22 protein-coding genes are annotated in these 18,730 nt (G+C 68.0%); 11 read left to right on the plus strand and 11 right to left on the minus strand.

Translation table 11 applies throughout. The annotated features are described in order from the left end of the window. The first annotated feature begins 57 nt into the window (after nucleotides 1-57). On the plus strand, nucleotides 58-768 hold the full coding sequence (locus C447_RS03885) for a type 1 glutamine amidotransferase (RefSeq protein WP_007691133.1): 711 nt from the start codon (nucleotides 58-60) through the stop codon (nucleotides 766-768). 57 nt (nucleotides 769-825) lie between these two features. On the opposite strand, the gene C447_RS18725 is transcribed toward C447_RS03885, so the two are convergent. Continuing rightward, nucleotides 826-960 (minus strand): hypothetical protein, encoded by a 135-nt coding sequence (locus tag C447_RS18725; RefSeq protein ID WP_272942143.1) that lies wholly within the window; start codon nucleotides 958-960, stop codon nucleotides 826-828. A gap of 66 nt (nucleotides 961-1,026) precedes the next feature. On the opposite strand from C447_RS18725, the gene C447_RS03890 reads away from it, so the two are divergent. Further along, nucleotides 1,027-2,190: an acyl-CoA dehydrogenase family protein gene (locus C447_RS03890; protein WP_007691134.1), complete on the plus strand. Its 1,164-nt coding sequence runs from the start codon at nucleotides 1,027-1,029 to the stop codon at nucleotides 2,188-2,190. Nucleotide 2,191: 1 nt separating this feature from the next. On the opposite strand, the gene C447_RS03895 is transcribed toward C447_RS03890, so the two are convergent. The 5 genes from C447_RS03895 to C447_RS03910 form a co-directional block, all read right to left on the minus strand. Continuing rightward, a complete protein-coding gene (locus C447_RS03895) occupies nucleotides 2,192-2,611 on the minus strand; it encodes a GAF domain-containing protein (RefSeq protein WP_007691136.1) in 420 nt (139 codons plus the stop codon). Between the two features lie 50 nt (nucleotides 2,612-2,661). Then, entirely contained in the window at nucleotides 2,662-3,036 is a 375-nt protein-coding gene (locus tag C447_RS03900; RefSeq protein ID WP_007691138.1) for a DCC1-like thiol-disulfide oxidoreductase family protein, read from the minus strand. A 42-nt stretch (nucleotides 3,037-3,078) separates the two neighbouring features. After that, nucleotides 3,079-3,567, minus strand: coding sequence for a cupin domain-containing protein (locus C447_RS03905; protein WP_007691139.1), 489 nt, complete (start codon nucleotides 3,565-3,567; stop codon nucleotides 3,079-3,081). Between the two features lie 267 nt (nucleotides 3,568-3,834). Beyond that, nucleotides 3,835-3,996: a DUF6757 family protein gene (locus C447_RS18050; RefSeq protein ID WP_007691141.1), complete on the minus strand. Its 162-nt coding sequence runs from the start codon at nucleotides 3,994-3,996 to the stop codon at nucleotides 3,835-3,837. Nucleotides 3,997-4,122: 126 nt separating this feature from the next. After that, nucleotides 4,123-4,902 (minus strand): PHP domain-containing protein, encoded by a 780-nt coding sequence (locus C447_RS03910; RefSeq protein WP_007691142.1) that lies wholly within the window; start codon nucleotides 4,900-4,902, stop codon nucleotides 4,123-4,125. Nucleotides 4,903-5,046: 144 nt separating this feature from the next. Here C447_RS03910 and C447_RS03915 point away from each other — a divergent pair, with 144 nt between their 5' ends. Beyond that, nucleotides 5,047-5,334: a DUF5789 family protein gene (locus C447_RS03915; RefSeq protein WP_007691143.1), complete on the plus strand. Its 288-nt coding sequence runs from the start codon at nucleotides 5,047-5,049 to the stop codon at nucleotides 5,332-5,334. A 5-nt stretch (nucleotides 5,335-5,339) separates the two neighbouring features. Here C447_RS03915 and C447_RS03920 read toward each other — a convergent pair whose 3' ends face one another. Both C447_RS03920 and C447_RS03925 read right to left on the minus strand, forming a co-directional pair. Continuing rightward, entirely contained in the window at nucleotides 5,340-5,879 is a 540-nt protein-coding gene (locus C447_RS03920) for a GNAT family N-acetyltransferase (RefSeq protein ID WP_007691144.1), read from the minus strand. Nucleotides 5,880-5,922: 43 nt separating this feature from the next. Then, complete coding sequence (locus C447_RS03925; RefSeq protein ID WP_049904355.1) at nucleotides 5,923-6,924, minus strand: DUF5784 family protein; 1,002 nt, start codon at nucleotides 6,922-6,924, stop codon at nucleotides 5,923-5,925. Between the two features lie 134 nt (nucleotides 6,925-7,058). Here C447_RS03925 and C447_RS18055 point away from each other — a divergent pair, with 134 nt between their 5' ends. After that, a complete protein-coding gene (locus C447_RS18055; protein ID WP_029601885.1) occupies nucleotides 7,059-7,238 on the plus strand; it encodes a DUF5786 family protein in 180 nt (59 codons plus the stop codon). On the opposite strand, the gene C447_RS03935 is transcribed toward C447_RS18055, so the two are convergent. Continuing rightward, the gene (locus C447_RS03935; RefSeq protein ID WP_007691154.1) at nucleotides 7,225-7,989 is read right to left on the minus strand and encodes a DUF7530 family protein; all 765 of its coding nucleotides are present in this window, start codon (nucleotides 7,987-7,989) and stop codon (nucleotides 7,225-7,227) included. The two genes, C447_RS18055 and C447_RS03935, sit on opposite strands and share 14 nt — an antisense overlap. 90 nt (nucleotides 7,990-8,079) lie before the next feature. Here C447_RS03935 and C447_RS03940 point away from each other — a divergent pair, with 90 nt between their 5' ends. Beyond that, the gene (locus C447_RS03940; RefSeq protein WP_007691156.1) at nucleotides 8,080-8,286 is read left to right on the plus strand and encodes a DUF7561 family protein; all 207 of its coding nucleotides are present in this window, start codon (nucleotides 8,080-8,082) and stop codon (nucleotides 8,284-8,286) included. Nucleotides 8,287-8,322: 36 nt separating this feature from the next. Next, nucleotides 8,323-10,047, plus strand: coding sequence for an ATP-dependent DNA helicase (locus C447_RS03945; RefSeq protein ID WP_007691158.1), 1,725 nt, complete (start codon nucleotides 8,323-8,325; stop codon nucleotides 10,045-10,047). 27 nt (nucleotides 10,048-10,074) lie between these two features. Here the strand turns inward: C447_RS03945 and C447_RS03950 are convergent, their stop codons facing one another. Both C447_RS03950 and C447_RS03955 read right to left on the minus strand, forming a co-directional pair. Continuing rightward, nucleotides 10,075-11,748 (minus strand): Na+/H+ antiporter NhaC family protein, encoded by a 1,674-nt coding sequence (locus tag C447_RS03950; protein ID WP_007691161.1) that lies wholly within the window; start codon nucleotides 11,746-11,748, stop codon nucleotides 10,075-10,077. 176 nt (nucleotides 11,749-11,924) lie between these two features. Continuing rightward, on the minus strand, nucleotides 11,925-13,022 hold the full coding sequence (locus tag C447_RS03955) for a 60S ribosomal export protein NMD3 (protein WP_007691164.1): 1,098 nt from the start codon (nucleotides 13,020-13,022) through the stop codon (nucleotides 11,925-11,927). Between the two features lie 142 nt (nucleotides 13,023-13,164). Between C447_RS03955 and htpX the strand changes: the two genes are divergently transcribed. From htpX to mptA, 5 genes are all read left to right on the plus strand, one after another. Continuing rightward, a complete protein-coding gene (htpX, locus tag C447_RS03960; protein WP_007691165.1) occupies nucleotides 13,165-14,043 on the plus strand; it encodes a zinc metalloprotease HtpX in 879 nt (292 codons plus the stop codon). A 496-nt stretch (nucleotides 14,044-14,539) separates the two neighbouring features. Further along, entirely contained in the window at nucleotides 14,540-15,139 is a 600-nt protein-coding gene (gene pspAB, locus C447_RS03965) for a PspA-associated protein PspAB (RefSeq protein WP_007691166.1), read from the plus strand. 91 nt (nucleotides 15,140-15,230) lie between these two features. Beyond that, a complete protein-coding gene (gene radA, locus C447_RS03970; RefSeq protein WP_029601960.1) occupies nucleotides 15,231-16,265 on the plus strand; it encodes a DNA repair and recombination protein RadA in 1,035 nt (344 codons plus the stop codon). Between the two features lie 630 nt (nucleotides 16,266-16,895). Continuing rightward, on the plus strand, nucleotides 16,896-17,717 hold the full coding sequence (locus tag C447_RS03975; protein WP_007691168.1) for an NAD(+)/NADH kinase: 822 nt from the start codon (nucleotides 16,896-16,898) through the stop codon (nucleotides 17,715-17,717). A 62-nt stretch (nucleotides 17,718-17,779) separates the two neighbouring features. Further along, a complete protein-coding gene (gene mptA / locus C447_RS03980) occupies nucleotides 17,780-18,727 on the plus strand; it encodes a GTP cyclohydrolase MptA (protein WP_007691169.1) in 948 nt (315 codons plus the stop codon). Nucleotides 18,728-18,730: the final 3 nt, after the last annotated feature.

Genomic DNA, 18,730 nt, shown 5'->3' on the forward strand with positions numbered 1-18,730 from the left:
TCACAATACCTGCTGGTATCGCAAAGTAAAGGCACCTGGAGACCGTACTGAGGAACAGTGAACGACCTGCGGATCGCGCTGCTGAATGCGTCCGGCGATGAGAACACCCCGAAGAACTTCCGGCGCGAGCTCGACGCGGAGCTCGTCGAGTTCGACGTCCACGAGACGGTCCCCGACACCCACGACTTCGACGCCGCGGTCGTGACCGGGTCGCGGTCGTCGGTCTACTGGGACGAGGCCTGGATCGACGCCCTGAAAGAGTGGGTCCGAACGGCGGTCGAGCGCGGGATGGCCGTGCTCGGGGTCTGCTTCGGCCACCAGGTCCTCGCCGACGCACTCGGCGGTCGCGTCGAGGACATGGGTGAGTACGAGATCGGCTACCGAGAGGTCGAAAGCCGGGACGAAAGCCTCCTGCTCGACGACGAACCGATGACGGTCTTCACGACCCACTCGGACGCCGTCACCGAACTCCCGCCCGGTGCCGTCCAGACCGCCGAGAACGACTACGGCGTCCACGGCTTCCGGGTGAACAACGCCTTCGGCGTCCAGTTCCACCCCGAGTACGACATGGAGACCGCCCGCGTCGTCGCCGGCGGGAAGGACCTCCCCGACGACCGTATCGAGCGCGTGCTCGACGACATCACCGAGGAGAACTACACGAAGGCCTGCGAGGCGAAGACGCTGTTCGGCCGGTTCACCGCGTTCGTCCGCGGGAACGGCCCCAGCGCGTCGGCCGCCCGGCCCGCACCGTCGGCGGAGTCGGATTGACGGTCGGGTGACAGCTCCGTTCGTCGCCCCGTCTTCGAGAGCGGAGTCGCTCCGTATTCAGATGCTTCCATTGAACTCGACGCCCCAGCCCGCGCCCTCCTCGCTGAGGTCTTCGCTCGCGTCGAGTTCGTCTCTGTAGGCTTCGAGCCACCGTTCGGTCGGGTAGAGCGGCAGACCATCGACCGACGGCAAGCAGTCGATAAACGATACTGTGTCGCATACACGGACGTTTATCAGGGTCGATCCCCTCGTTCCACTATGCTCGATTACGTCGGCCTCGACGCCGACCTCGGCGAGGAGGAGCGTGCGATGCGCGACAGCGCCCGCGAGTTCGTCGACGACCGGGTGCGACCCGAGATCGCCGACCACTTCGAGGCGGGCACCTTCCCCACCGAACTGATCCCCGAGATGGGCGAGCGGGGTTTCTTCGCACCGAACCTCGACGGCTACGGCCTCGCCGACTGCTCGCAGAAAGCCTACGGCCTCCTGATGCAGGAGCTCGAAGCGGGCGATTCCGGGGTCCGGTCGATGGCGAGCGTGCAGGGTGCGCTGGTGATGTATCCCATCCACACCTACGGCTCCGAGGCTCAGAAGGAGCGCTGGCTCCCCGACATGGGGACGGGCGAGGCGGTCGGTGCGTTCGCGCTCACCGAACCCGAGCACGGTTCGAACCCCGCCGGGATGGAGACTGCAGCCGAGAAAGAGGGCGGTGAATACGTGCTCACGGGGCAGAAGCGCTGGTCGACGAACGCCTCGATCGCCGACGTGGTCCTGGTCTGGGCGCGCGACACCAGCGAGGAGGGGGATCCCGTCCGCGGCTTCCTCGTCGAGACCGATAGCGAGGGGCTCGACGTCCGCTCGATCGACGAGAAGCTCTCGCTCCGGGCGTCGGTGTCGAGCGAACTCGACCTCGACGGGGTTCGGGTGTCAGAGGAGGACGTGCTGCCCGGCGTCTCGGGCATGAAGGGCCCGCTGTCGTGTCTCACCCAGGCGCGCTACGGTATCGTCTGGGGGGCGGTCGGCGCGGCGATGGACTGTTTCGATACGGTACAGGAGTACGCCACCGACCGCGAGCAGTTCGGCAAACCCATCGGGGGCTTCCAGCTCCAGCAGAACAAGCTCGCAGAGATGGCGACGTCGATTACCACCGCACAGCTCCTCGCTCACCGGCTGGCCGACCTCAAGGAACGCGGCGAGATGCGCCCCCAGCACGTCTCGATGGCGAAGTTCAACAACGTCCGGATGGCCCGCGACCAGTCCCGGGTCGCCCGCGAGATGCTCGGCGGCAACGGCATCACCCTGGAGTACTCGCCGATGCGCCACATGGCCAACATGGAGACCGTCTACACCTACGAGGGCACCCACGACATCCACTCGCTGATCCTCGGCCAGGACCTCACGGGAATATCGGCCTTCGAGTAACTCAGAGCCGGTCGGCGAACGATTCGCCCATCGCCATGAGTTCGTCCTGCTCTTCCTCCGAGAACTCGTAGGCTTCGGGTTTGGCGACGCCGACGGCACCCTTGAGATCGCCGTCGGCGTCGATCACCGGTGCGACGAGCGAACCCTCCATCCCGGTGTCGCGCGCGCTCGGTTCGGCCACGCCGGAGTCGTCGGTCTGGAGGTTCGAGAGCTGGATCGGCTCGCGCCGCTCGGCCGCCGCTCCCGCCATCCCCTTGCCGAACGGTATCGTCTGGATGGGGTCGAGCACGGAGTCGGGCATCCCCTCGCTGGCGACGAGGTGGAGGCGGTCGCCGTCGGCGCGGTGGAGGGTGCCGGCGACGCAGTCGAACGCCTCGATGGCCTCGCGGAGGATTCGGTCGGGGTCGTCCGGTTCGCTCATGGGTTCGGGGTTCGGCGAGCGCGCCGATAAACACCTCGCTGGCGCGCCGACTACTCGCGGCCCGCCGGCGGACTCGCGCTCACCACCTTCCCGAGGAGGTCGCGGTTGTCGGCCCCGAGGCGGTAGGCCCGCTCCCGGAGGCGCTCGTAGTCGGCGAACCCGTCCAGGAAGTGGACGAAGTCCGCCGGGACGCGCCCCGTGCGCGCGAGCACCTCCTCGGTCGCCTTCCCACACGAGTAGACCCGGCCGTCGGCGAGCAGGTGGACGCACTCCTCCCAGTCCTCGGGCAGCCGGTCGCGCTCGTCGGCCGAGAGGTCCGAAAAGCCCACCGGATCGAAGTCGCCGTTGCGGACGGCCCAGTCGGCACACCACGTACAGAACCCACAGTCGTCGTCGTAGACGAGTCGAGGTCGTTCGGTCGCCATACCGCTCCTACGCGGTCCGGCGGAAAAATCGCTCCGGTCGGTTCACTCGCCGCCGATGGTCTCCCAGAAGTCGACCCGGTCCCCGGTCTCGAAGAAGCCCGACAACACCCGTTCGTCCTCGTCACCGCCGGGGGGCGACCCGGCGTAGACCCCGACCGCGTCGGCGTCGGGATAGCCCACCACGTCCGGTTCCTCCATCGTCGACAGCGCGAGGTATCGGAGGACGTCGTCGGAGTCGTTGACGACCCGATGCGCGCTCCCCTCGCCGGTCGGGAGCGCGACGTAGGTCCCGGCCGAGAGCTCCCGATCCTCGTCGGGCAGTCGAAGGCGTCCGGTCCCGTCGAGAACGTAGAGCGCCTCCTCGTTTCTCGTGTGGTAGTGATACGGCCACGCGCGCTCGCCCGCCGGGAGTTCGTAGAGGCTACAGCCGAGTCCCTCGCCGCCGGCCGCCCGGCCGAGCTGTTTCCGGCGAAACCCGGTGTCTACGGGGCCGATGTCGTTCCACTCGACGTCGTTCTCGTTCGCGAACATCGGGCGTACCGACGGATGCGCCCCACATAGACCTCGGGTATGGTCGCCCGCGCATTCCCGGTCGAGGGGTCATCCGGGCCGGCCGACAGGGAGGGACATGCGACGCCGCGGACGGGCTGCTCCGGCTTGGAAACGTCGGGCCGGGCGTCTACGTGTTCCGGGCGCGGGGGCGGCTCAACGGCGGGGTCAGCGATGTCTACGACGTCAACGTTGCCAACATTACCCTGTTCACGATCCGCGATACCGGGACGTGAGTCGAGGAGGAGATCAGGACCGGTCGATGTCGAGTTCGTCCTGGAGCCCGGCGAGGGCGTCGTCGTCGGCGAGTTCGCGGAGGCGTTCGCGGAGATGCGTTCGGCAGAGGCCGACCTTCAGGCCATCCTTTTCGACGGCGACCGCGGCGTCTGCGTCGCAGTAGTGACACTGCATCATCCGTGGTTCGGGTCGACGGGCATTGAACCCTGCGGCGTCGTGTCGGCGATCCGCTATGAAGGGTCGCCGATCCGCTCTCACCGCCGACCGTTTTTCGGAACGACCGAGGAGAAGTCCACCGGGTTACAGCCGCTCGCAGAACGCCTCGAACTCCGCGTCGTCGAGTCCCGCACGACCGAGAACGGCGTCGTGGGCATCGCTTCCGCCGGTCGGGAGGAGGTCGTTGCGTTCGAGCGCGTGCTCGACGGGCGCGGTGTCGACCGTCCGACCGTAGTCGTAGTAGCGTTCGACGGCCGAGACGTGCGGCGAGTCGGTGAGCGCGAGCGCGGCCTCGGGGTCGCCGTAGCGGAGCGGGTGAGCCAGCGAGACCACGCCACAGGCTTCGGCCAGGAGCGACGCGCCGCGTTCGAAGGAGGGGAGGTTCCGCGCGACGAAACACGGACAGTCCTTGCCGATGACCTCCTCGAACGCGCCCTCGTAGTCGTAGGTCGCACCGGAGTCGGCGATCGCCCGCGCGATGTGCGGCCGGCCGATCCCCTCGGCGGGTTCGACGTCGAGGTCGTAGTCGAAGCGGTCCTCGACGCAGTCGATGATCGCCCGCCCACGCTCGATCCGGTCGGTCTGGAGGCGGTCGAGCTCCGCCCGGAGGTCGTCGGTCGGCCGGACGCCGTACCCCAGGAGGTCGACCTGTCCCGCGTCGCTTTCGACGCGGAGTTCGATCCCGTGGACCATCTCGACCCCGTCGAGTTCGTCGGTCGGGGTGTCGAGTTCCCGGTTGAGGCGTTCGTGGTCGGTGATCGCGACGGTCCCGACGTTGGCTCTGTGAGCGGCTTCGGGGACCTCACGCAGGTGCATCGTCCCGTCCGAGTTGGTGGTGTGGACGTGGAGGTCGGCGACGGGCATGTCCTCTCGGACACCGGCCTCGGATAAGTTCGTTCTGGACGGCCGGGGAACGACACCCCCTCTACCCAAGTCCTAGATGGTCCTTCATAGCCTACCGAGGATTTATAGAAAACGTTTATGATAGTCTCGGGGCTGGCTTCGGGTATGCGATTCATGAACGGCGCGGACGAACGGCTCGGCGCACACAGCTACCCCACGACGACGGCCGACATCATCGAGGCCCACGGCGACCTCGAGATCGAGGTCCCGAACGGTACCGAGACGCTCGGCGACGTGTTCGGCAGGGTCGACGAATCGACGTTCGAAACGGCCGAAGAAGCCCGCCTGATGCTCTACAGCGCGCTCGGCGACGACGCGATCGGCCGGAAGTTCTACTCCGACCGCGACCCCACCCGGGTCGACGAGGACGGCCCCGAACCGGTCTCGCTGTAGTCCGGTCACTGCTTTTCATCCCACCCATCGAGGTCGGCGACATCGACACGCATTCGGTGACGGAGCGGCTCGAAACCCGACTTCCCGTAGAAGGCGAGCGCGCGGTCGTTGTCGACGTCGACGCTCAGTACGGCTTCCGAACAGCCCGCTTCGTCGGCGCGGGTCCCGGCACGACTCATGAGATGGTGTGCGAGCCCGGTCCCGCGGTAGGGCTCACGAACGTAGATATCGCAGACGACCACCCGATCCGGGCGGTCGAACACCGACGGGCAGGGGTCGCGATCCGTCGCGATGAACCCCGCGAGGGTCGCGTCGGTGCCGGCGATGGATCCGGCTTCGTCGGTGTCGATAGCGACCGCGATCCGATAGTCGGTGGCTTCGAGTTTCTCGAGCGCCCACGGGACTTGTTCGTCGACGAGGTCCACGTCGTCGGCGAGCGTGTGGCTCTCGACGACGGCTTCGAGTTCACGGTTGTAGGGAACCCACAGCTCCTCGGCGTAGCGGCGGACGGCGGCTTCCTCGGCGGGGAGTCGACGTATCTCCATCCCGATATTCGTCCCCGTCGACCGTGTTCCCGGTGTCGGTTTTCTACCCGCCGAGGCCGGTCCCCGAGAGGTCGAACGGCACCGTTCCCGTCGCGTACCCCGCGGTCGAGCCGTCGGGCCGGACCCGGAACACGACGGCCGGGCGGTGGCCGACGGCGGGGCGTTCGGCCGCGAGCGTGGCCCACTCGTCGTCGTGGAAGGACGAACAGTCCACGAACAGCACGGCGTCGGGGTGGGCGGCGAGCTGGCCGTCGGTCTTCGAGCCCGCGGTTCCCCTGACGGCGGCCGCCGGGGTGCCCGCGGCGCGGTCGACCGGGCGACTCGGGCGGGTGACCTCGACGAGCGCCGACGGGCCGTCGACCGGCTCGACCCGGTAGTCGAGCGCGTGGCCCGAGTCCATCTGGACCTCGGGGACGATGGGCTGGCCGGCGTCGGTGAGGACCTTCGCGGCGTTGAACTCGCCCATCGTCGCGCTCATCCGCGTGAGGTCGACCTGTCGGCTCGTCCCGAGCTTCGCCGCCATCGTGTAGCGGTAGTCGTCGAAGACGCCCGTCGAGAGGAACCGTTCGTAGAAGTCGAGCGCGTCGTCGGTGGTCGCGTCCGGAAAGCCCGCGGCGTGGTCGGCGAAGAACGCGCGCGAACTCCCCCGGCCGTCCTTCGAGAGGAGTACGGGGAGGAAGAACCACGCGACGTGGTCGTAGGCCGTGAGCCAGGGGTCCTGGACCTGGAGTTCGGCGAGGAGTTCGCGCTGGGCCCACCGCGCGACCGGGTAGGGAACCTCCTCGAAGGTGTACTTCTCGGTGCGCCAGAGGGCCTCGGGGGTCTGGGTGTTGCCGAGCCAGAAGGCGTCCTCGCCCCAGGCGAACAGCGCGCGGTCGCCGTTGTCCATCTCGAGGCGGCAGGCGTCGTATCCGGGCGGGGGTCGATACCAGGGTCCGTCGAGACGCGCGCCGAGCGCCTCGTCGAGGGATGCATGGAGGTCGCGGCGAACCCGGGAGCGATCCCAGGTCTCGTGCGACCAGCGAAAACGGAGGGGTCCGGCCACGCTCTCCCTGGGCACTCCGTGGGCTTATCGGTGTCGATACGCCCGTTCGGCGGTGGCTGCGGTGTAATTTCGCCGGAAATCCGGACCACCGATACTTTCTTATCAACCAGCGCCCAATCGTGATCCTGTATACCATGTCAATGGGAGCCTATGACGCGGCCGAACACGAACGCCGCGAAGAGAAAACCAGTACGGTCGACACCAGTCCGGACGACGACCGGCGGAGCAGCTACGAGGGCACCGTCGAGTACGACACCGGTGACGCGAACGCCGACGACCTCCTCGCGCAGTTCCGCGAGCTCAGGTCGTCGTAACTGGCTCGGTTCCTTCGCGCTTGGTATAGAGGAGCACCAGCGACAGCCCCGTCACCACCATGACCGCCGCGACGTGGGCGATCAACACCGCGAGCAACACGGGGTAGTCGAGGACGAACGGGACCAGGAGGAGCTGGATCAGCCCGAAGGCCACGGTCTCCACGTCGGCCCAGAAGAACGCCCGCGCCGTCTCGGGGTCGAAGCGGTAGCGATACGACCGCCAGAGCGCGGTGACGGTCGCCCACCACCCGGTGCCGATCCGATAGCAGACGTCCCAGAGCACCATCAGGAGGAAGTAGACGACGAGAACCGGCGGATCCCCTCCGATGAGTCGGTCGAGCAGCGGCGGTTCGCCGGTCGCGGCGTTCGGCACGAACAGGTAGACCAACATCGCACAGAACGCGAGCACCGCGAGCACGACGTCCATGTTCGAGCCGAACACGAGTCGTCGATAGGAATCGGGGAGGTCGACCGACCGGAGGTGGCGCGACACCCGCACCATCTCGATGCTCCCGATCCCCGCGACGAACACCGCGGCGCTCCCCACGAGCGCGACGCTCCAGAGGTCGTAGAACCACGCCAGCACCACCACGCCCACCTCGAAGACGCCGAGCTGGATCGCGAGCGCGAGCGTGGTCGAGACCTCGATCCCCGGCAGCGCCCCCACGATGCTCTCGTAGGTCCACGTCTCGCCGAAGTCGGGCGATTCTTCCCCGCGATCGACCCCGCTCGCGCCGTCGGCCGCGTTCATGGCGCGTCCACGTGCCACCGGGGCATAAGTCCGCGCTCGTCGGCACCCGGGAGGGAGAAGGGCTTTCCCCCGGCTTCCCCGAGAGGGCGCATGGCTTCCGACCCGTGTGCGGGCTGTGGCCGCCCGGTCAAGATCGCGGGCGGCATCGCCAACCTCTGGACCTTCGGCGGCGACGCGGCCGGCGGGCTCGCGCTCGAACTCGCCGACGGCTCCGACTACCTCCTCTGTTACGACTGCATCGACCGACTGCCCGACGACCCGCGGGCGGCGGATGTCGCGGCACTCGGACCCGAGTAGCGCAGGACTTACTTGCCGGGCGGCAGTCTCTCACTCGTGAACCCAGCGCGGATCGAGGACGAGTTTCCCGCTCCCGATTATCGTGGCGCCCAGCGCGACGCGCTCGGCCGCATCCGGGAGGCGTTCGCGGCGGGCAACCGGGTAGTGCTCGTCCGCGCGCCCACCGGCTCCGGGAAGTCGCTGCTCGCGCGCGCCATCGCGGGCTGTGCGCGCCGGCCCGACGAGGCCGACCCCGCCGACGCCACCGACGCCTACTACACCACCCCGCAGGTCTCCCAGCTCGACGACGTCGCCGCCGACCCGCTGCTCTCCGACCTCCAGGTGATCAGGGGTAAACGCAACTACTCGTGTCTCCTCCCCGGCGAGACGGATACGCCCGTCGACCGCGCGCCGTGCGCGCGCCAGACCGGCTTCGACTGCTCGATCCGCCACCGCTGTCCGTACTTCTCCGACCGGGCGATCGCCTCGAACCGCTCGATCGCCGCGATGACGCTGGCCTACTTCATGCAGACCGCTGGCTCGGACGCCTTCGGCCGGCGCGACGTCGTGGTCGTGGACGAGGCCCACGGCCTCGCCGAGTGGGCCGAGATGTACGCCACGATCGACCTCCGACCCCGGACGGTGCCGGTCTGGGACGAGTTGGAGATACCCGCGCTCGACGGGGTCGAGGCGGCCGCGTGCTTCGCCGACCACGTTACCACCGTCTGCACCCGTCGGAAGGACACCCTCGTGGGGGCCGACGAGCTCTCGATCGCCGAAGTCACCGAGCGCGACCGGCTTCAGGAACTGATCTCGAACCTCAACTGGTTCGTCTCCGACTACCGTGATTCGACCAGCGCGAGCACGTGGGTCGTCGACGGCGGCGACGGCGAACCGGTGACGATCAAACCCCTCAACCCCGAGCGCTATCTCCGGCACACGGTCTGGGACCGTGGAAACCGCTTCGCGCTGCTCTCGGCCACCATCCTCGACAAGGAGGGGTTCTGTCGCGGCGTCGGGCTCGACCCGGACGAGACGGCGCTGGTCGACGTTTCGCACACCTTTCCGGTCGAGAACCGACCCCTGTTCGACGCGACCCAGGGCAAGATGACCTACGACCACCGCGAGGAGACCCTCCCGAAGATCGCCCGGCTGGTGGTTCGACTCATGGCCCACCACCCGGACGAGAAGGGGATCGTCCACGCCCACTCCTACGCCATCGCGGAGGGGCTGGAAGCCAAGCTCCGCGAGTTCGGGGTCGACGGTCGGATCCGGAGCCACGACCGCGAGGACCGCGACGCCCAGTTGGGGGCGTGGCTCGCGACCGACGACCCTGACCTGTTCATCTCCGTGAAGATGGAGGAGGCGCTCGACCTGGAGGGCGACCTCGCGCGGTGGCAGGTGCTCTGCAAGGCCCCCTACCCCAACACCCGCGACTCGCGGGTCGCGCGCCGGCTGGAGGACGGCCAGTGGAACTGGTACTACCGCACGGCGCTCAAGACCGTGATCCAGGCCTGCGGGCGGGTCGTCCGCGCGCCCGACGACCACGGGGCGACCTACCTCGCGGATTCGAGCCTGCTCGACCTCTTCGAGCGCTCGCGGTCGGCGATGCCCGACTGGTTCGCGGCCCAGGTCGACCGGATGACGACCCCGGAGCTCCCGGCGTTCGACCCGGCGGCGGCCGGCGGCGACGGCGACTCCGGGAGCCGTCGAGACCGACGACGAAGATCGAGGGACGACCCCGAGAACCACCCGCTCGCGGACGTCTGGGGCTCGGATTGAGCCCGACCGGCAGCGCTTCTCCGCTCCTCAGTACGGGATGAGCGAGAAGCCGCCGGGCACGAGGAAGCCGAGCACGAGGAAGAGGGCCCCGGCGATCGCCGCACACGCCAGCGCGTAGGGCACCTGGGTTCTGACGTGGACCATGTGGTCGGCACCGCTGGTCGAGGAGGAGAGAACCGTGGTGTCCGAGATCGGCGAGCAGTGGTCGCCGAAGATGCCGCCCGAGAGCACCGCCCCGAGCACGAGCGGGAGGTTCGCGCCGGTCGTGAACGCCACCGGGATCGCGATCGGGAACATGATGCCGTAGGTCGCCCACGAGCTGCCGTCCGAAAAGGAGATGAAGCCCGTCGCGGCGAAGACGAGTACCGGGATCAGGCCGACCGGGACCCCCCGAAACCAGTCGGTGACGAAGCTCGACACGCCGAGGGTGGAGACGGTGTTCTGGATCGTGATCGCGAGCGTGAGGATCGCGGCCGCGAGGAAGATCCCCTTGAAGCCGTTGAGCATCGCGTCGGTCGCGTCGGCGTTCGAGGGGATGTCGCCGCGGACCCGAAAGAGCACGAACCCGACGACCAGTCCCGCGAGCGCGGCGAGGCCGAGCCGGATCCCGCCGATGTCGAACGACCACGGCCCGCCCGCGGGGAGGATCAGCTGGTAGCCGAGCAGCGAGAGCGCGGTCGAGGTCTGGGGCGAGTTCACGACCGGCGAGGCGCGCCAGAACATCGCCAGCAACCCCACGGCGACGATGGTCACGACCGGGATCGCGAAGTTCCGCCAGTCGGGGCTCGCACCGTCGTACATCTCGTAGTTCGCCATCTCGTCCGAGACCAGCGGGTCGTCGTCGGGGCCGACGACGCCCTCCCCGTTGCGAGCGCGCGTCTCCTCGCGGCCCATCCCGAGGACGTTCGGGACGACCTGCCAGGCGACGAGCGCGGCGATGGCTAGGGCAGTCCACGAGTAGAAGGCGAAGCCGAGGCTGTTGAAGTAGAGCGGCCAGACCGCCGACGTGGCGGCTTCGAGGCCGTCGCCGGTCTGGGTGACGTAGTTCGACATCCCCGAGGGGAGGACGTTCTGCTCGGCGGCGGCGGTGATGCCCGCGCCGATGAAGCCGACGAGCGCGACGCCCCAGGTCGAGTAGAAGGCGAGGCGGGCTGCCGGGCTGCCCGCGCTGTCGACGTAGTAGGCGAGTTTCGCCCGCGAGACGTCGTACTCGTCGGTCAGCGGGCGCATCATCGACCCCACCACCAAACAGTTGAAGTAGTCGTCGATGTGGATGATGACCCCCGCGAGGAACGAGGCTTTCTCCGCGTCGGCGGGCGAGTCGACCCGGCTGGCGAGCGCCTCCAGCACGCCCCGGATCGCGCCCGATCGGATCATCAGGCCCATCAGCCCGCCGATGGCGAACAGCGCGATCAGGACGTTCTTGACGTACCACGGGTCGGCGAACAGCGGCGACGTGGCGACGAGGTCGGGGATCGTCGTCAGTCCGAGGACACCACCCAGAACGATGCCCGAGACGCCGCCGGTCAGGCCGTCGGGAAGCCCGACCGCCGCGGGCCGGAAGACGCCGTAGACGACGGCCCCGCCGGCGATCCCCACGAAGAGCCCGACGAGGGCATCGCGGGTGTACCACGCGAGCGAGATGGCGAGCAGCGCGGGCAGCAACGACCAGGGACCGGCGGCGATGCTTTCGAGCGGCATGACCACTACGACCGAGGGGAGGCGTAAAAAACTGTAGCGCCATCCTGCGTTTTCGGGTGGCGGTTCAGAGGACGGCCCCGGCGGCGTACGCGACCGAGGAGCCGACCATCAACACGACGAGAGTCAGCGCGATCCACTGTTGTCGATCCATTGGATGGGGGTTACGGGCCGGGGGATTAGTCGGTTTCGGCGGTCGCCGGTAGGACGTGGAGCCCCGCGCGGCTCTTCAGCACCCGGACGGTGTCAGCTGCGGGGTCGAGGTAGTCGGGCCGCGGGACCGTCTCCGCGGCGTAGGTCTCGGGGTCGAGCACCTGAACCGCGTTGTCGTCCTCGACGGTCACGAGGGTGGTTTCGGTCGCCTCCATCGCCCGCCCAAGCCGGCGCGCGTCGGGCGCGATGCCGTCCTCGAAGTCGGCCTCGTAGTGCTCGCCAGTCGTGACTCTGGTTCCTTTGAGGTTGCCGTGAGCGCTCTCGACCAGTACCGGACCGTCGTCGTCGACGTCGATGACGTCGCCCGGTGTGAACTCCGGCAGGCGGACGGCGTAGGTGACCCGATAGACCTCGTCCCCGTCCTCGTCTTCCGTGACCAGCGTCGCGGATTCGTCGACCGTGCCCCCGAACCGTCGGACGACCCGGTCGGCGACCGCGCGGCCGATCTGGGTGGTCGAGACCCGCGCGTCGAGCCCGTCGCCGGTCTCCTTGATCTCGGTGACGAACGCGTTGCGGTCGCCGGCGGCCTCGCGCTCGCCGACGTACTCGTTGATTATCTCCCGTGCACCCGTGAGCTCGGCGTCGGTCGGGGTCCGGCCCGCTCCCCGAACCTGGATCGTGCTGGCGTAGTAATCGCCCGCGATCCGGCCACAGCGGGTGCAGGTACCCCGCGAGATCAACACCGGCACCGTGACCTCGCGCTCGACCGGCTGGTCGCGGACGGTCGCCGAGAGGGTACAGTGCATCCGGACGGTGTTCTGGTCGACCTGTTCGGGGACGACGCCCCACGAGAACTCCTCGGCGTCGACGTGGACTTCGAGGGCCTCGGTGACCTCGTCGACGGCGACGTCGGTGTAGTCGCGCGCGCCGACGTCGACCCAGCGTTTCCCGCGTTTGACCGCGCCGCAGGTCGCACACACCGCGACCTCGATCCGGTCGGGTGCGTCGACCAGCGAGAACTCGTCGAAATAACAGTCGAGGCAGAGGGGCGTGCGCCCGCTGGCCTCCCCCGGCGACTCGACGGGGTCGCCACACCGGGGGCAGAAAACGCGTGATTCGCTCATGGCTCCCCTGGGAGGCGGCGGCGGTTAAGCCGTCTGACTCGCCCCACGAAGACCGGTCGCCGGCGTTGTCGTTCTTTTGGTTCCGGAGGACGAGACGCCGGAGCGATGGAGATTTACGATTTGAGCCCGAATGATTCGGCATATGAAATGGAAAGCGGACCGGGGTCTCCAGGCCCGCATGGGGCTGACGATGATCCTGTTGCTCGTGTTGTACGTCGTCTTCATCGGCGTTCTCGCCTACATGGGCGTTGGCACGTTCATGTTGATCCTCATCATGGCGGTGTTCATGGGCGGGCAGTTCTTCTTCAGCGACAAACTCGCCCTCCGGAGCATGGGGGCCCACGAGGTCAGCGAGGAGGAGTACCCCGAACTCCACGCCACGGTGGGCCGGCTCGCCCAGCAGGCCGACCTCCCGAAACCCACGATCGCGGTCGCGAACTCGCGAGTCCCGAACGCGTTCGCGACGGGCCGCTCGCCGGGAAGCGCGACGGTCTGTGCCACCACCGGGATCATGAACACCCTCGACCGTGAGGAGCTGGAGGGCGTGCTGGCCCACGAGCTCGCCCACGTCAAGAACCGCGACGTGATGGTGATGACCATCGCGACGTTCCTCTCGACGCTCGCGTTCATGATCGTGCGCTGGGGCTTCCTGTTCGGCGGTGGCGGCAACCGCGACCAGGGCGGCGCGCCGATCATCGTCGCGGTGCTGGTCTCGCTCGTGGTCGGTGTGGTGTCGTTCCTGCTCATCCGCGTGCTCTCGCGCTACCGCGAGTACGCCGCCGACCGGGGCGGCGCGATGATCACCGGCCGGCCGTCGGCGCTGGCCTCGGCGCTGATGAAGATCGACAACGGGATGGCCCGCGTTCCGGACGACGACCTCCGCACGCAGGCCGACATGAACGCGTTCTTCATCATCCCGATCAAGAGCGGCGCGATCGGCAAGCTCCTCTCGACGCACCCCTCGACCGAGAACCGGATCGAGCGCCTCCGCGAGATGGAGAAGGAACTCGAAACCGCCTGAACTCCCGTCTCCACCCGAACCACACGTTGCTTGTGCCCTCGTTGTACGGTTTTCCGCGCTGATCCTGACCTAACTGAGAGGCCACACCTCGTGTCGGTGTTCCCGGCCGCCACGCTGTACCGCACCGATCCCGATCCAACCGAGCGGTCATTCCTTATCTACCGCACTAATCCCGATCCAACTGAGAGACCGGCCCCTCATGTCGGTGTTTTCGGCCGTCACGCTGTACCGCACTAATCCCGATCCAACTGAGAGACCGCACAGCACCGCCCCGCGACAGCCACACGCCTCCCCAGCCGATTCGTTCGCTCCACTCGCGTTCGCTCGTTTCGCTCACTCATCCCTCGCACGGCGTCCGCGGTCGCGCGCTCACGTCCGTTCGCGCACGACCACGAGCGCGCGCCACCAGGTCTGATTCGGATCGCGACACGGCACTCGCGATGTGGGTCGCGTCGTATCGCTTCGGGTTTTTATTCCCGGCGCGACAAACCGGGCTATGGGACTGCTCGACGGACTTCGGTCGGCGCTCGGGATGAGTGCGGAGACGAGCGCGACGCGCGACGCCGACCCCGACGACCTCTTCGGGATGAGCACGGCCTACCTCACGATGGAGGCCGACCTCGGCTTCGAGCCCGCGAACGCGGCGGCGCTCTGCTTTTCGGGCGTCGACAGCACCGACTTCGCCGACGCGGTCGAGGAGGTCGAGGCGATCCTCGACGCCGGCGAGGTCGAGACCGGCACGAAAGCCCGCTTCGTCGACGATTCACACGGCTACCAGTGGGTCGTGCTCTCCGATTCGGACTTCGAGGACCTCGTGACGAGTGTCCACTTCGCCGCCGACACGCTGATCGAACGCGGCTACGGGTCGCGCCTCCTCGCGGCGCTGTTCGGCTTCGAGAAGGGTGGGCCCGTCTACTGGGTCTACTCCTTCCGCCGCGGCGCGTACTACCCGTTCGCCCCGCGCTCGGGCAACGAACGTGATTCGACCGTCGAGTTCAAGCTCGAATCCGTCCTCGACGGCGAACTCACGGTCGAGCCAGAGAAGGAGTACTGGTACCCCCTCTGGCCCGACTCCGGCAGTCATCCCTGGGAGTGATCGACCGAGAGACGCGACTTCCGCCGGGCCGTTTTCACTTTCACTAGCCTGTTAACGAGGCTTTATGACCCAAGCCGCCCAACCCGAGTGTATGGCAGCAACAGCGGATCTCGAGAGCCTCCCCGGTGTGGGTCCCGCGACCGCCGACAAACTCGTCGAATCGGGTTTCGATTCCTATCAGGGCATCGCGGTCGCGAGCCCCGGCGAGCTCTCGAACACCGCCGACATCGGCGAGAGTACGGCGGCCGACATCATCAACGCCGCACGCGACGCCGCCGACATCGGCGGGTTCGAGACCGGCGCGAACGTCCTCGAACGCCGCGAGCAGATCGGCAAGCTCTCCTGGCAGGTCGACGAGGTCGACGACCTCCTCGGCGGCGGCGTCGAGACCCAGTCGATCACCGAGGTCTACGGCGAGTTCGGCGCGGGGAAGTCCCAGGTCACCCACCAGCTCTCGGTCAACGTCCAGCTGCCGAGCGAGTACGGGGGCCTCGAAGGTAGCGCGATCTTCATCGACAGCGAGGACACCTTCCGCCCCGAGCGGATCGACCAGATGGTGCGCGGCCTGCCCGAAGACGCCATCGCCGGTGCGATGGAGGCCCGCGAGATCGAAGGGGGTCCCAACAGCGAGGAAGCGATGGAGCAGCTCGTCGACTCGATCCTCGACAAGATCCACGTCGCGAAGGCGTTCAACTCGAACCACCAGATCCTACTGGCTCAGAAGGCCCAGGAGATCGCGAGCGAACAGGAGGACACCGACTGGCCCGTCCGCCTCGTCTGCATCGACTCGCTGACCGCACACTTCCGCGCGGAGTACGTCGGTCGTGGTGAACTCGCCCAGCGCCAGCAGAAGCTCAACAAACACCTCCACGACATCGACAAGGTGGGGAACCTCTACAACGCCGCCACCGTCGTCACGAACCAGGTCTCCTCGAACCCCGACTCCTACTTCGGCGACCCGACCCAGCCCATCGGGGGGAACATCCTCGGCCACAAGTCCACCTTCCGGATGTACCTCCGGAAATCGAAGGGCACCAAGCGGATCGTCCGCCTCGTCGACGCCCCGAACCTCGCCGACGGCGAGGCCGTGATGCGCGTCGAGGAGGAGGGGCTGAAGCCCGAGTAACAACGACCTTTTGCTGCGGTCGCTCGCTTCGCTCACGGGTCACTTGGCTCACGGCTTCCTGCGGTCGCCGTTCGCGTCGTGGTCGTTCGAGAGAGCAAAGCTCTCTCGTGATCGTCAAAAGAGTCTCCGACTCTTNACCTCGCGGAGCTTCGCTCCGCTCAGTGACGAAAATCGGAGATTTTCGAACCACCTCCCGGTGGTCGGCCACGCGTTCCCCGTTCGCATCCGAGGTTCTCCCTTCGGTCGAACCTCGCGCCGCTCGCTCCCTGGCAAAATGTCGATCAAAAGCGCGTCGGGTTCCCGTTGGTCACCCTCGCGCCCGCTCGCTCACTAACGTTCGCTCGCGGTACAATCACTCCCCACTCCGCACAGCACCGCCTCCGCACCGCCGAAGCCCTCCGCGCGCTCGCTCCGCTCGCGGTGTTCGCTTCGCTCACACCAAGCGCTCTGCCCTTCATCCGCCAGGAGAGCACAGCTCTCCTGAGCCTCGGCTCGCTAACGCTCGCCGAGACGCCAGGAACCGCAGCCACACCGCCACCGCACCACCGACCGCACCCGCATGGCGGCCGCACCGCGACCGCCGCGCGGCGGACCACGCGGCTTTTTGCGGGGCGGCCGTAACTCGCGACGATGAAGGTCGGGATCGTCGCCCGGCGGGGGAACGACCGGGCGGCCGCACTCGCCGACGACACCCGCGACCGACTCCACGAGTCGGGCATCGAGGTGCTGGTCGACGAGGCCACCGCCGACGCGCTCGGGGTCGCGGGCCACGCCGTCACCCGAATGAACGACGCGGACCTCGTGGTCTCGATCGGTGGCGACGGCACCTTCCTCTTCGCCGCCCGTGGCGCGGGCACCACCCCCGTGATGGGCATCAATCTGGGCGAGGTCGGCTTCCTCAACGTCACCGCGCCCGAGAACGCGCTCGCCGAGATCGACCGCGCGGTCGAGCAGGTCCGCGAGACGGGCAACCCCGAGGTCCGAACGGTCCCACGGCTCCGGGCCACCGGTGAAAACGTCTCGCTCCCGCCCGCGCTCAACGAGGTCGTCGTGGCCACCGGACGTGGTCCGGGCCGGGGCGGCGAGTTCGCGGTCGAGGTCGACGGCGACTCCTTCTTCGAGAGCCACGCCGACGGCGTGCTGGTCGCCACCCCGGCCGGGAGCACCGCCTACAGCCTGAGCGAGGGCGGGCCGCTGGTCCATTCGGACGTCCCCGGCCTGATCGTCACCGACATGTGCGCCACCGACCCGCGACCGCCGGCGGTGGTCGACGCCGGCAGCGAGGTCACCGTTCGCGTCACCGACGCACCCGATGCCGTCGTGGTCGGCGACGGCCGGACCCGAAAACCCATCGAGCCGCCCGCCGATCTCACCATCCATGTGGCCGACGAGCCGATGCGGATCGCCGGCCCGCCCCTGGACTTCTTCGGCGCGCTCGACAAGCTCGATTGATACGGCGGAAACGCTAGCGGCTTTCACAACACGTAACCCGCACCGAACCGTTGGCTTAAAGGATGAGCCAGCAGCTGCCGGACGTACAGGCAACCCAACCCGACGTCAGCGTGGGCCTCAACCACGTCGGCGTCACTGGCGTCGAGAAGCTCGTCAAACTCGGCCGTGCCGACGACCGTCCGATCGTCCTGATGGCGGAGTTCGAAGTGTTCGTCGACCTCCCCTCGTGGCGCAAGGGGGCGGACATGAGCCGCAACATGGAGGTCATCGACGAGACCCTCGAAGCCGCGGTGGCCGAACCCGCCTACCGCGTCGAGGACGTCTGTGGCGACGCCGCCGAACGCCTCCTCGAGAAACACGAGTACACCTCCGAGGCCACCGTGAAGATGGAGGCCGAGTACGTCACCCGCGAGCGAACGCCCGCGAGCGACAAGCGGACCCAGTCCACCGCGACCATCATCGCCAGCGCCTGCGCCACCGAGGAGGGCACGACCGAGGAGATCGGGGCTCAGGTCACGGGTATGACGGTCTGTCCGTGCTCACAGGGGATGTCGAACGCCCGCGCCCGCGAGACCCTCGCCGACCTCGGTGTCGACGACGAAACCGTCGCGGAGTTCATCGACCGCGTCCCTCAGGCGGGTCACTCCCAGCGCGGTCACGCCACCCTCCGGATCGAATGCGACGGCGCACCCGGAGTCGACCTCCACGACGTCATCCGGGTCGCGCGCGACTCGATGAGCGCCCACATCTACAACCTCGCCAAGCGGCCCGACGAGGACCACATGACCGAGACCTCCCACGCCAACGCGAAGTTCGTCGAGGACTGCGTGCGCGACATGGCCGACGGCGTCGTGAACGAGTTCCCCGACCTCGCCGACGACGCGGTGGTGACGATGAAACAGTCGAACGACGAGTCGATCCACCAGCACAACGCCCACGCCGAGCGCGTCGCCGAGGTCGGCCAGCTCCGTGCGGAACTGAACGGCGCGGACGTTCCCGGCGACGACTGACCT

This window comes from Halococcus hamelinensis 100A6 (genome assembly GCF_000336675.1).
GTDB lineage: Archaea > Halobacteriota > Halobacteria > Halobacteriales > Halococcaceae > Halococcus > Halococcus hamelinensis.